Annotated in this window: 15 protein-coding genes; all 15 read left to right on the top strand. The window is 51.9% G+C overall.

What is annotated here, in order from left to right; translation table 11 throughout:
• The first annotated feature begins 5 nt into the window (after nt 1-5).
• From fliG to flhB, 15 genes are read left to right on the top strand one after another with little or no spacing between them, the layout of a single operon-like run.
• Complete coding sequence (fliG, locus tag AB9R92_RS06065; protein ID WP_370668569.1) at nt 6-1,022, top strand: flagellar motor switch protein FliG; 1,017 nt, start codon at nt 6-8, stop codon at nt 1,020-1,022.
• On the top strand, nt 1,015-1,803 hold the full coding sequence (locus AB9R92_RS06070; protein WP_370668570.1) for a FliH/SctL family protein: 789 nt from the start codon (nt 1,015-1,017) through the stop codon (nt 1,801-1,803). The genes fliG and AB9R92_RS06070 overlap by 8 nt, the downstream gene beginning before the upstream one ends.
• Nucleotides 1,787-3,109 (top strand): flagellar protein export ATPase FliI, encoded by a 1,323-nt coding sequence (fliI, locus tag AB9R92_RS06075; protein WP_370668765.1) that lies wholly within the window; start codon nt 1,787-1,789, stop codon nt 3,107-3,109. The genes AB9R92_RS06070 and fliI overlap by 17 nt, the downstream gene beginning before the upstream one ends.
• The gene (fliJ, locus tag AB9R92_RS06080; protein WP_370668571.1) at nt 3,106-3,567 is read left to right on the top strand and encodes a flagellar export protein FliJ; all 462 of its coding nucleotides are present in this window, start codon (nt 3,106-3,108) and stop codon (nt 3,565-3,567) included. The genes fliI and fliJ overlap by 4 nt, the downstream gene beginning before the upstream one ends.
• Complete coding sequence (locus AB9R92_RS06085) at nt 3,564-4,853, top strand: flagellar hook-length control protein FliK (RefSeq protein ID WP_370668572.1); 1,290 nt, start codon at nt 3,564-3,566, stop codon at nt 4,851-4,853. The genes fliJ and AB9R92_RS06085 overlap by 4 nt, the downstream gene beginning before the upstream one ends.
• A 17-nt stretch (nt 4,854-4,870) precedes the next feature.
• Entirely contained in the window at nt 4,871-5,329 is a 459-nt protein-coding gene (locus AB9R92_RS06090) for a flagellar hook capping FlgD N-terminal domain-containing protein (protein ID WP_370668573.1), read from the top strand.
• A gap of 31 nt (nt 5,330-5,360) precedes the next feature.
• Nucleotides 5,361-6,143 carry a flagellar hook-basal body complex protein gene (locus AB9R92_RS06095; RefSeq protein ID WP_370668574.1) on the top strand — a complete coding sequence of 261 codons (783 nt, stop codon included), beginning with the start codon at nt 5,361-5,363 and terminating at the stop codon, nt 6,141-6,143.
• Nucleotides 6,144-6,171: 28 nt separating this feature from the next.
• Nucleotides 6,172-6,387 carry a flagellar FlbD family protein gene (locus AB9R92_RS06100; protein WP_058382074.1) on the top strand — a complete coding sequence of 72 codons (216 nt, stop codon included), beginning with the start codon at nt 6,172-6,174 and terminating at the stop codon, nt 6,385-6,387.
• A gap of 11 nt (nt 6,388-6,398) precedes the next feature.
• Nucleotides 6,399-7,343 carry a flagellar motor switch protein FliM gene (gene fliM, locus AB9R92_RS06105; protein ID WP_370668575.1) on the top strand — a complete coding sequence of 315 codons (945 nt, stop codon included), beginning with the start codon at nt 6,399-6,401 and terminating at the stop codon, nt 7,341-7,343.
• The gene (gene fliN, locus AB9R92_RS06110) at nt 7,333-8,376 is read left to right on the top strand and encodes a flagellar motor switch protein FliN (RefSeq protein ID WP_370668576.1); all 1,044 of its coding nucleotides are present in this window, start codon (nt 7,333-7,335) and stop codon (nt 8,374-8,376) included. Before fliM ends, fliN begins: the two co-directional genes overlap by 11 nt.
• Nucleotides 8,377-8,401: 25 nt before the next feature.
• Entirely contained in the window at nt 8,402-9,010 is a 609-nt protein-coding gene (locus AB9R92_RS06115) for a flagellar biosynthetic protein FliO (protein ID WP_370668577.1), read from the top strand.
• A complete protein-coding gene (gene fliP / locus AB9R92_RS06120; RefSeq protein WP_370668578.1) occupies nt 9,007-9,690 on the top strand; it encodes a flagellar type III secretion system pore protein FliP in 684 nt (227 codons plus the stop codon). Before AB9R92_RS06115 ends, fliP begins: the two co-directional genes overlap by 4 nt.
• Before the next feature lie 17 nt (nt 9,691-9,707).
• Nucleotides 9,708-9,977 (top strand): flagellar biosynthesis protein FliQ, encoded by a 270-nt coding sequence (gene fliQ, locus AB9R92_RS06125; RefSeq protein WP_058382069.1) that lies wholly within the window; start codon nt 9,708-9,710, stop codon nt 9,975-9,977.
• A gap of 6 nt (nt 9,978-9,983) precedes the next feature.
• Nucleotides 9,984-10,760, top strand: coding sequence for a flagellar biosynthetic protein FliR (fliR, locus tag AB9R92_RS06130; RefSeq protein WP_370668579.1), 777 nt, complete (start codon nt 9,984-9,986; stop codon nt 10,758-10,760).
• 1 nt (nt 10,761) lies between these two features.
• Nucleotides 10,762-11,853, top strand: coding sequence for a flagellar biosynthesis protein FlhB (gene flhB / locus AB9R92_RS06135; protein WP_370668580.1), 1,092 nt, complete (start codon nt 10,762-10,764; stop codon nt 11,851-11,853).
• Nucleotides 11,854-11,893 lie beyond the last annotated feature (40 nt).

Consider the following 11,893-nt stretch of genomic DNA (forward strand, 5'->3'; position numbering starts at 1 on the left):
ATTGAATGGTAGAACGCATTAAAGAATTGACAGGAATCCAAAAAGTCGCTGTGTTGCTTGTGGGCATGGGCCCTGACGTTTCCGTCGAAGTATTCAAGCGCTTATCGGAAAGGGAAATCGACCAATTGACGATGGAAATTTCCAATGTGCGCCAATTGAAGAACAGCCAGACAGAAAAAGTTATCAATGAATTTTACGAAATGGTTCTGGCGCAAGATTATATGAACGAAGGCGGGCTCAGCTACGCGCGGGAAGTTCTCGAAAAAGCGCTCGGCAAAGAAAAGGCCATCGACACAATTGGCCGCCTGTCAAACCGTTTGCAAGTCAAGCCGTTCAATTTCGCGAGGCGTTTGGATCCGGTCCGGCTTGTAACCGTGCTGCAGAACGAACAGGCACAGACGATTGCATTAGTATTGTCTTATCTTGATCCAAAGCAATCTTCACAGATCCTTTCGCAGTTGCCGATTGAGCAGCGGGCAGAAGTCGCAAAGCGCATCGCATTAATGGAAAGTACGTCGCCTGATGTTATTCAACAAGTGGAACAAATTTTGGAGCGGAAATTATCTTCTGTCAACGGTGTGCAAGACTACGCAGCAACCGGCGGGGTGGAAGCGATTGTCCGCGTCCTCAACCAAGTCGACCGCAGCACAGAAAAAGCCATTTTGTCTGAACTCGAAAGCGGCAGCCCAGAGCTTGTCGCGGAAATCAAGAAACTCATGTTTGTCTTTGAAGACCTGGTCAAACTGGATGTGCGTTCGATACAGCGGGTAATTCGCGAAGTGAGCGATGTGGAATTGAGCCTGGCATTGAAGGCGGCCAGTGATGAAGTGAAAGAAAGCATATTCAAAAACATGTCTTCAAGACGTTCAGAACTGATCCGGGAAGAGATCGAAGTGATGGGGCCTGTGAAGCTGAAGGATGTAGAAAATGCGCAGACAGAAATCGTCGCGCTGATCCGCAAGCTTGAGGAAGAGGGAGAAATCACGGTTTCCCGGGAAGAGGGAGATGAACTGATTGTCTAACATCATCCGCAGCACCGAGCAAAGCGGCACGAAAATCATCGGATTGCGCAAAGTGGAAACCCGCCGGCCGTTCGAAGCACAAGCGGATTCAGACATCGAACAGTATGGTGAACGTTTAAAAGAGGAAATCAGCGGTTTGGAGCAGCGATTGGATACGTTGAGAAAACAATTGGCCGAAGAACAGCAGCACGCACACGCGGAACTGGCCGAATGGCGCGAAACTCAGCAGCAACAAGCGCTACAACAAGCAGAGCAGCAGGCGCAAGCTGCGGCGGAAGCCGGTTTTCAAGAAGGCTTCACACAAGGGCTTGCACAAGCGGAGGCGGATTTTCTCCAAAAACGCGAGCTGATGGAAAGCTTGATTGCCGCGGCTTACGAAGAACAGCGCCGCATCATCCGTGAATCGGAGCCGTTTTTGCTGTCGCTCAGCACTGAAATCGCGCGGAAAATCATCCGCAACGAATTGATGCAAGACGATGTGCAGCTGTTGTCGATTATCCGCCATGCGCTAAGGCAAGTGGACGATTCGGAAGAAGTCGCCATCCACGTGGCGCTTGAAGATTATCCCGCGATGCTGCCGTTTGAAGACGAACTGAAAAGCTATATCCGGGCAGGGGCCGAACTCAAGCTGATGCCAGTCGCAGGGCAAGCGCCTTCGGGATGCACGATCCATACGAAAAGCGGTTCGTTTGATGCGACACTGGATAGCCAGCTGAACGAAATCAAAAAGCAACTGCTCGTTTATTGTGAGGAGAAATCCAATGATGAAGCTGATAGATAGCGAATATTTGACGCTGCTGGAAGAAATCGAACCGGTGAGAAAACACGGAAAAGTCGTGCAAGTCATCGGCCTCACCATTGAAGCGCAAGGCCCGAACGCCAAGCTCGGCGAGTTGTGCTTATTGTATCCGAGCCGTTTTGACCCGCCGATCGAGGCAGAAGTCGTCGGCTTCAAGGAAAACAAGATCATGCTCATGCCATTGCGTGATTTGGCACAAGTCGGTCCAGGCTGCCTCGTCGTCGCGACGGGCGTGCCGTTGCAGATCCGCGTCGGCCCGGCCATTCTCGGGAAAATCCTCGACGGCACCGGAAAGCCATTGGATGACAATAAATTGCCGAAAGGCTTGAAGAAATATTCCACGACAAACACGCCGCCGAACCCGCTGAAACGTCCGCGTATCGATAAGCCTTTGGAAGTCGGGGTGCGCGCGATCGATGGGTTGCTGACGGTCGGGCAAGGCCAGCGCATCGGCGTATTCGCCGGAAGCGGTGTCGGAAAAAGCACGCTCATGGGCATGATCGCCCGCAACACCGAAGCCGATGTCAACGTCATCGCGCTGATCGGCGAGCGTGGCAGGGAAGTGCGCGATTTTATCGAACGCGATCTCGGGCCAGAAGGCTTGAAAAATTCAGTTGTGGTCGCTGCGACGTCTGACCAAACGCCGATGCAGCGCATCAAAGGGGCGCTGACGGCAACCGCGATTGCGGAATATTTCCGCGACCAAGGGAAAAATGTCATGTTGATGATGGATTCCGTCACGCGTTTCGCCATGGCGCAGCGTGAAGTGGGGCTGGCGGTCGGTGAACCGCCGACCAGTAAAGGCTATACGCCGAGCGTTTTCGCGTTATTGCCGCGTTTGCTCGAGCGCTCTGGAACTTCTTCTAAGGGTTCGATCACCGCCTTTTACACTGTGCTGGTCGACGGGGACGATATGAACGAACCGATCGCCGATGCGGTGCGCGGCATCTTGGACGGCCACATCGTTTTGGACCGCAAATTGGCGCAAAAAGGGCAATTCCCGGCAATCAATATCATGGCGAGCGTGAGCCGTATCATGAATGAAGTGACGACGCGCGAGCACAAACAAGCCGCGACCGAATTGAAACGATTGCTCGCAGCCCACGATTCGGCGGAAGACTTGATCAATATCGGGGCCTATAAAAGCGGCGCCAATAAAGAAATCGATGAAGCGATCCGCGCGTATCCATTGATTCGCGAATATTTACAGCAAGATATATACGAGAAGGCCGAATTGGCGGAAAGCGTCGATCGGCTCGCACAACAATTTGGAGGTGCTGAAACGTGACACGATTCAATTTCCGATTCCAGAAAATTCTCGACCTGAAAGAAAACGAAACGCAGCTGGCGCAAGTGGAGATGGCCGAAGCGTTGAAAAAAGAGCAAGCTGTCCGCGAACAAAGTGAAGCATTGCACAGCAAGATTACCCAGGCGGAAGAAATGAAAAAAGCAAAAGAGCAAAAAGGCATCCCGATCTCCGAGCTGCGCATGCTCGAAGACTACATCCACCAGCTCTATGAGCAATCGTTCATGGCGAACCGGGAAGTCGCGACGCATGAACGCAATGTATCGAAAAGCCAAGATGCCTTGAAAGAAAAAGCACGTGAAGAAAAAACCTGGGGCAATTTAAAAGAGCAGAACTATGCCGCCCACCAGAAAGAACATCAAGCGGCAGAGCAGAACTTTTTCGATGATTTGGCCGGCAGCCGCTATTACCGACTTGGCAGAACCGGTGACGCACAGTGAACGCGCTGCTGTCCGCATTAACCGCACGGCCCGCTGCACCCGCAGCTGTAGTGAAACCGCAGTCAAGCAACGAGCCCGCTGGCCAGTTCGGGCAATTGCTCATGGCGCTGTCGGCGGATGCGACGCAGCCGCCAGCAGAGCCTGAAATGGCGCAAGACGCCTTGCCGATGAAAGAACTCGCCGCGCTCCTCGAGCAATTGTCGGGCATGCCGCAAGAGCAATTGACCGAAGAGCAGCAAGCTTTGCAATATGCGGTGTTCCAATTGCTCGCGGATGCGAACGGGGAGCAGCTCCAGCAAGCCATCGAATCCTTTAGTACCGACGAAGAGGTGCAGGGTGAATTGGCTGCACTGGTAAAACAACTAAAATCTTTATTGCTGACTGCTAAAGAATTCGCACAGCCCGCCGGATTTTCGGGGGTCGCGGAAAAAGAAAGTGCTTCGGCTGAAGCAGCGCCGGAAGAAGCGTTGCGCCCGCTCCTTGAGTTGGCTGCGCAGCTGAAAGAAGAAACGCTTCCTTCAGAAAAATTGCTGCTATTGAAAGAACTCGCGCCTGTGAAACCAGAAGCGCGCCTGCCATTTGCGCAGACACCTGCCGCATGGCTTCATGCGCTATCGAAGGAAAGTGCTCAAGCCAACAATGCGGTTGAGCAGCAAGCGCCTGACACGCAAGCTGCGAAAGCGGTGCCTGCAGAAGAGCCGGTTCCAAAAGCGGAAGCGGTTCAAGCCGCAACTCCTATAAAAGCAGAGGGGCAAACGCAGGCCGCCGTGCTAACGTCAGCATTTGCTGATCAAAAGCCAGTGGACGTCCCGGTTCGGCAAGTGCCGGTGCAGAAACTGTCGGAAACGCTTGCGGAATGGATCAGCTCACCGGCCCGCTTGAGCGCCGGCGGAAATGAAGCGCGCCTGCGCATCAATATTTTTCCTGAGCATCTCGGCCATCTGGAGATTTTGGTGAGCACAGCAGGCGGCAAAGTGAGCGCGCAAATCATCGCGAGCCACGGCGCAGCAAAAGAGGCGGTCGAGTTTCAATTAAATCAATTGCGCATGTCGTTGTCTCAGCAAGGCGTGGAGATCGATCGCTTGGAAGTGCGGGAAGAGCGCAGTTCATCCGAATTCCAACAGCACGAACGACAGCAGGAATCGCCTTTCACAGATGCGTCTGGAAATAGTGCTGGACGGCGCGACGGAAGCGGCGGCGAATCCGTTTCGGATGATGCCGAGATCCCGAAAAGGCGCCAGCGTGACGCAACTTCAGCCAATGGCCAAGTGAATTACACCGTTTAATGAAGGGGACTGATTGGATGAATATCACCACAGCAACAACGGCGGCGAACCAGCCGACGGCAGCTGCAGAAAAAACAAAACCGGATGCACTCGGGCAAGACGCTTTCCTGAAAATCCTGATCGCCCAGCTGAAATACCAGGACCCGATGGAACCGCAAAAAGATGCGGAATTCATTGGGCAGATGGCACAGTTCAGCAGCCTCGAGCAATTGACGCAATTGAACAAGACGATGACGGGCTACGCCGGAGAAGGCGGAAGCGCATCGCTTGCAGGTTCTGCCCATTTGCTCGGGACCGAAATCAGCTGGTCGGCCAATGAACAAGCCGGCACCGGCATTGTCAAAGCGGTCACGATGAAGAACGGCGAGATCATGGTCGAGCTGGAAGGCGAAGATACGAAAATTCCATTGTCAGCCATTGAACGAATCGAACAGCAAGGCGAAATCAAAAACGAACAGGCGGCCGAGCAAGCCTAAACTTGCAGCCAGCTGAAAGGGGAAATGAAAAATGTTGCGCTCCATGTACTCCGGGATTTCCGGCATGAAAAACTTCCAGGTGAAATTGGATGTTATCGGTAATAATATTTCCAATGTCAATACGGTCGGATTCAAGAAAAGCACGATCACGTTCCAAGATCTATTGAGCCAAAATATGTCCAATAGCGGGGCTAATCCAATGCAAGTCGGCCTTGGATCAACCAGCGCTTCTTTGAACGTCAATCACAACGCGGGGTCAGCCATGTCGACAGGCGTCGGAACTGATCTGACGATTATGGGCGACGGATTCTTTGTCGTACAAGATCCGGAAGCACCAGGCGGTGAAGGGCAATATTTAACGCGCGCGGGTAATTTCACGGTCACGGCTGACGGCAACCTGGTCACGGCTCAAGGCTATAACGTATTAAATGACAATGGACAGCCAATCAATATCAGCGGCTACGATTCCTACACGATCAACCGTCTAGGCGAAGTCATTGGCAAGCAAGCGGATGGCACAGAGGAAGTCGCAGCGAATATCGGCATCGCCACTCCTGAAAATCCAGCTGGCCTGCGCAAGTTTGGCGGTTCTTTGTATGAAATGACCAATATCGCAAGCCCTGGTGGCCTGGTAATAGAAAATGCTGCACAAGCGGGTACAGAAATTGGTTCTGGAATGCTTGAAATGTCCAACGTTGACCTTACGGAAGAGTTTACGGAAATGATTATCGCGCAGCGCGGGTTCCAAGCGAATTCACGGACCATCACGACTTCAGATGAACTGCTTCAGGAAGTCGTGAACTTGAAACGATGATAAACCCAGCCGAACGGAGTGATGCGCAATGATTCGCTTAACAAGGCTGAACCGTTCTGAAATCGTCTTGAATGCGGTTTATATTGAGCGCATTGAAGCCATGCCGGACACGGTTGTCACGCTTACTACCGGAAGAAAAGTGCATGTGTTGGAGCCAGTACAGACAGTGATTGACTCAGTTTCAGCTTATTACCGTGACATCAACATTCTGCCAAAATTGCACGATGCACCCATGGAAGAGTAAGGAGAGTCAGTATGGAAACAAATTTTTCAGGCATCAATACAGAAGCCTTGAACAGCAAGAAAATTCATACCTATGATTTCAAGAAGGCCTTGCGGTTTTCACAAGACCAGATTCGGACACTATCCCGCATCCATGAGAATTTTGCGCGTCTGTTGACTTCCTATTTTTCGACCCAATTGCGCACCTATGTGCAAATCACCGCTGAAAAAGTCGAGCAAGTAGCCTATACAGATTTCCTTGAGAATATTGAAAAAAAGTCGATTCTCGGTGTATTTGAAGCACCTCCGCTTAACGGCAGCATGGTGATGAAGTTTTCGCCGGAAGTGGCGTACGTCATGTTCGACCGCTTGCTCGGCGGGCAAGGAAATGTGATGCAAAGATCGAGTGATCTGACCGAGATTGAAATCAGTGTCATCAACCGGATCTTTGCTCAATCACTAGGTTGCTTTCAGGAAGCCTGGACATCGGTTATTGAAGTAACGCCCGAATTAAAGGAGGTAGAAGTGAATCCGCAATTCTTGCCGATGGCTTCGCCGAACGAAACCGTCATCATCGTGAACTTACAGGCGAAGATTGGCGAAACGGAAGGCGAAATTCAGTTATGCCTGCCGCATTTGGTGCTAGAACAGGTCTTGCCGAAATTATCTGCACGCCACTGGCTCGCAAGCCAGAAAAAAGCGGTCGAGCATCAGGAAGTGGAAGTGCTCGAAAAGCGCCTTCAGGCAACGAAGATGGATGTAGCGGCAGTGCTGGGAGAAGTGGCTATCGATATCAAGGATTTTCTGGACTTGAAAAAAGGCGACATCCTGCGTTTGGATGAAGCAATCGATGCTCCGGTAAAGCTGTATATCGACCAGAAACAGAAATTCCTCGCACAGCCGGGAATTTCAAAAGGCCGCCTGGCGGTACAAATTACAGGCTTGTGTGTGGAAGGGGAAGTTTGCGATGAAGGATGAGCGCCTATCGCCTGAAGAGATGAAAGGGCTGCTGAATAAAGCCGATAACACGGTCCCGCAGGAAGCGTTGGGCAGCCATGAACTTGGCGTATTGAAAGAGTTGTTCTGCACAGCACTCGGCGGCACCGCGGCCCTTCGCGACCCGCTGTTCCCGGAAACGGCCGCCATCAAAGGGCCGGTGTGGACCGTGAAAAGCAAAGACGAACTGTTTGCGGAAACCGAGACGCCGGTTTACGTCGCGCTCGGGGAATATAGCGGCTTGTTGAAAATGCCGCAGATCGTCACGCTTGGCCAAGCAGAAGCCGATGCGATGGCTTCGGAGCTGTCAGATGAAACGGACGGCGATAAACTGTTCGCGGCAGTCCAGGATATGCTCATGCGCTTGTTTGGGTCATCAGCAGCTGCTTTGTCGATGGTGAGCGGCCAGGAGGTCGGTTATTCCTTATCGGGCATGGACATTCTGGAAGCGGGGCAGAAGTTTCCGTTCACTCATTTCACCAAAGAACAATGGTTTGCTGAAGCGCTGTTTACGCTGACTGTCGGCGACCGCCAAAATGTAGCGTTCCGCATGTATTTGCCAGCTGGGCCGTGCCGAGAATTGGCCGAAGAGCTGGCAGGCTGCGAGCAAGCGCCAGAAGCGAAGGAGACACAGGATATGTCATCAAATGAACAGCAACAACCGGAAAAAACTTCACAACCGGAGGCCAATGGGCCAAGTGTCCAGTCCGTCCAATTTTCGAGCTTCGATGAAATCGCTGCCGAACAATCGGCGCCAAACAACCTCGACATGCTCTTGGACATTCCCCTGCAAGTGACGGTGGAGCTTGGCCGGACGAAGCGGATGGTCAAGGAAATTCTCGAGATGTCGCAAGGGTCGATTGTCGAACTCGACAAACTGGCAGGAGAGCCGGTGGACATTCTCATCAATAACAAACTGATTGCTGTCGGCGAAGTGGTCGTCATCGACGAAAACTTCGGCGTGCGAGTGACAGATATTTTAAGTACGGCAGAGCGCATTTCCAAATTGCGTTGATGCAAGGCGAAGGAGTACGGCAAGTGTGAATTACAGACAATGGATTTTACTACTCATAGCGCTCGCTGCCCTTTGGCTTGCCACCCCCCTGATGGCGTCTGCGGATACGGGAAATGTGGCCGATTGGCTGAAAGAAGACCCGGCAAGCGAAACGGAACCGGCAGAAGCGGAAGCGGTGCCGGAGATCGAGGAGAAAAGTTTTGCTGCGATCATCGGGCAATTGATTTTCTATACGCTGCTGATCGCTGGATTGATCTATGGGCTCATCAAATTTTTGGCGATGCGCCAAAAAGGCGTGCAGTCGCAGCGCGCGGTTCAGCTGATGGGCGGCTCGCCGCTCGGGCAGAACAAATCGTTGCAGCTAGTTAAAGTCGGCGGCCAATTTTATTTGATCGGCGTGGGGAATGAAGTGACACTGATCAAGGAGTTTTCGGAAGAAGCGGAGATTGCCGCTTTGGAACAAGACTTGGAACAGCAGCGTCCGCAAACTTCTTCGTTGTTCGGCAATAGCGGCAAAGCGAAAACGCCATTCACGAATTTTGAGCAATATTTCGCCCGTAGTTTGGATAAACAAAAAGAACGGCGCTTGTCTTTCGGCGAAAAGCGCGCAGATGACAGGGAGGACCAGCGATGATCCCAGAATTATTATTGGCCATTCCCGGCATCTCGCTCGATAATACCGATCCCGGCGATGTCTCGACAACGTTGCAATTATTATTGATGCTGACGGTGCTGTCGCTCGCGCCAGGCATCCTGATCATGATGACGAGCTTCACGCGCATCATCATCGTCTTGAGTTTCGTGCGTACGGGGCTCGGGACGCAATCGATGCCGCCGAACCAAGTACTGGTCGGGCTGGCCTTGTTTTTAACTTTTTTCATTATGGCGCCGGTCGCGACGGAAATGAACGATACCGCACTCCAGCCGTATTTGGATGAAGAACTGACGCAGGAAGAAGCGCTCGATGCAGCGATGCTCCCGATCAAGGAGTTTATGGCGCAGCATACGCGTGAGAAAGACTTGGCGTTGTTCTTCAAATACGCCGAACTGGAAAAACCGGACAGCATCGAAGGCATCCCGTTAACTTCGCTGATCCCGGCATTCGCACTGAGCGAATTGAAGACCGCTTTCCAGATCGGTTTCGTCATTTTTATCCCGTTTTTGATCATTGATATGGTCGTCGCGTCAACTTTGATGGCGATGGGGATGATGATGCTGCCGCCGGTCATGATTTCATTGCCTTTTAAAATCTTATTGTTCGTCCTGGTGGATGGATGGTACTTAATCATCGAATCGCTGCTTGTCAGCTTTTAGCGAGAGGAAGAATTTATTTGACGCCGGATATGGTCATCAAACTAGCAGAACAATCCATTTACCTCATCATTCTCATTTCAGCTCCGTTATTGCTCATCGCACTGGGAGTGGGGCTATTGGTCAGCGTGTTCCAGGCCATGACTCAAATCCAGGAGCAAACTCTGGCATTCATCCCGAAAATACTGGCGGTTTTTCTGTCGCTCGTCATTTTCGGCCCCTGGATGCTGACGATGCTCCTGGATTATACGCGCGATTTGTTCGAGCAGCTTCCACGGTTTATCGGATAAGCGCCGATGAATGATGTTCTTAATCTGCTGCCGTTCTTCCTGCTCGTGCTCATCCGCCTTACCGCTTTTTTCCTGATTGCGCCGCTGTTTGCGATGAGGGGCGTGCCCAATCAATTCAAAATCGGCATCGCCGCTTTTCTCGCACTGACCGCGACGGCTGCTTGGGCTCCTGAAAATGCTTTAGTGCTTGATGGAAGCTACACGCTATTGATCTTCAAGGAACTGGCGGTTGGCTTGGCGCTTGGCTTTACGGCCGCGCTATTGCTTTACGCGGTGCAAATCGCTGGAGCGTTCATCGATTTTCAGATGGGCTTTGCCATCGCCAATGTGCTGGATCCACAGACGGGCGCCCAAGTGCCGATCATTGGGCAATTCAAATACACGCTCGCGCTGTTGTTCTTGTTGACGGTCAATGGCCACCATATGATGCTCGACGGCGTGATGCAGAGTTTGCGCGTTCTCCCGGCGGAAGAGTTTTTATCGGTCGGTGCGGAAGCCATCGCACGTTTCATGACCGATTTGTTTATCGAAATGTTTATCATCGCTTTCCAGATTTCCCTGCCGATCGTTGCGTCATTATTTTTGATCGACGTGGCGCTTGGCATCCTGACAAAAGCTGTGCCGCAATTGAATATCTTTGCGGTCGGCTTGCCGCTGAAGATTTTCGTCGGCTTTGTGCTCTTGCTGTTGACGATGACCGTGTTCTTTTATTTGCTGCAAATTCTCTTTGAAAAAATGATGGGCAGCATGGGCGAATTAATCAGCTTATTGGGAGGCGGATAGGATGAAACGCTATCCATTGAACCTGGACCTGCAGTTTTTTGCCGGTGAAAAGACCGAAAAGGCGACGCCCCAAAAGCGCCAGGAATCTCGCAAGAAAGGCCAAGTGGCCAAAAGCCAGGAAGTCGCGGCCGCACTCATCATGCTCGGCGGCATCCTCGTCCTGAGTTTTCTCGGAGAGTGGATGCTCGACCAATTGCTGGCCATTTACCGCATCAATTATATCCAATACATCAGTTGGGACATTACGCCGGCAACGATTCGGCTGATATTCGAGCAATTGGCCATGGATGCATTCTTGGTCATTGTACCGATCATGCTGGTCGGCGTGGTCTTCGGGTTTCTCGGGAATTACATGCAAGTGGGGCCGCTTTTTACGGCAGAACCGTTGAAAGCGAAGCTTGAGCGGCTCGATCCGATCAAAGGCGCAAAACGGATTTTCTCGGTTCGGGCGCTTGTGGAACTGGCCAAATCCTTGATGAAGATTGCGATTGTCGGGGGAGCGGCCTTTGGCGTGTTGTGGTTCGGGCAGGAAGAGATTTTCTCGTTGTCGCGGCAAAGCCTGCGCGACTCCTTGAGCCTCGTCGGCGGTCTCGTTGTCCAGATGGGCATGGTCGCGGCGCTCATTTTGCTGTCCTTATCGACACTTGATTATTTGTACCAGAAATACGAATTCGAAAAAGGCATCCGGATGTCGAAGCAGGACATTAAAGACGAATACAAAAAGGCGGAAGGCGACCCGTTGATCAAACAGAAGATCAAGGAAAAGCAACGCCAAATGAGCATGAACCGCATGATTCAGGATTTGCCGAACGCTGACGTCGTCATCACCAACCCGACGCATTATGCGATCGCGATTCAATACGACGCCGAAACGATGGAAGCGCCGAAAATCATTGCGATGGGAAAAGATTTCACGGCGCTCAAAATCAAGGAAAAAGCGAAAGAGCTCGGCATCGTGACGATGGAAAACAAGCCCCTCGCCCGCTCGCTCTACGCACAAGTATCCATCGGCGATTCCGTACCCGAAGAACTATTCCTAGCCGTCGCTGAAGTCCTGGCTTATATCTATGCTTTGAAAGGGAAGCTTTCGTGAGTTTTCTCGAATGTGAAACTGCTCCAGGCGGACGCTTTTT

It is taken from the genome of Planococcus sp. SSTMD024 (assembly GCF_041320495.1).
Lineage (GTDB): Bacteria > Bacillota > Bacilli > Bacillales_A > Planococcaceae > Planococcus.

What these genes read in the sequence shown, in the direction of transcription:
- AB9R92_RS06095 (WP_370668574.1), top strand. Translation starts at nt 5,361, where the DNA reads ATGTTGCGCTCCATGTACTCCGGGATTTCCGGCATGAAAAACTTCCAG.
- AB9R92_RS06090 (WP_370668573.1), top strand. Translation starts at nt 4,871, where the DNA reads ATGAATATCACCACAGCAACAACGGCGGCGAACCAGCCGACGGCAGCT.
- fliM (WP_370668575.1), top strand. Translation starts at nt 6,399, where the DNA reads ATGGAAACAAATTTTTCAGGCATCAATACAGAAGCCTTGAACAGCAAG.
- flhB (WP_370668580.1), top strand. Translation starts at nt 10,762, where the DNA reads ATGAAACGCTATCCATTGAACCTGGACCTGCAGTTTTTTGCCGGTGAA.
- fliN (WP_370668576.1), top strand. Translation starts at nt 7,333, where the DNA reads ATGAAGGATGAGCGCCTATCGCCTGAAGAGATGAAAGGGCTGCTGAAT.
- fliG (WP_370668569.1), top strand. Translation starts at nt 6, where the DNA reads ATGGTAGAACGCATTAAAGAATTGACAGGAATCCAAAAAGTCGCTGTG.
- fliP (WP_370668578.1), top strand. Translation starts at nt 9,007, where the DNA reads ATGATCCCAGAATTATTATTGGCCATTCCCGGCATCTCGCTCGATAAT.
- AB9R92_RS06100 (WP_058382074.1), top strand. Translation starts at nt 6,172, where the DNA reads ATGATTCGCTTAACAAGGCTGAACCGTTCTGAAATCGTCTTGAATGCG.
- fliR (WP_370668579.1), top strand. Translation starts at nt 9,984, where the DNA reads ATGAATGATGTTCTTAATCTGCTGCCGTTCTTCCTGCTCGTGCTCATC.
- fliI (WP_370668765.1), top strand. Translation starts at nt 1,787, where the DNA reads ATGAAGCTGATAGATAGCGAATATTTGACGCTGCTGGAAGAAATCGAA.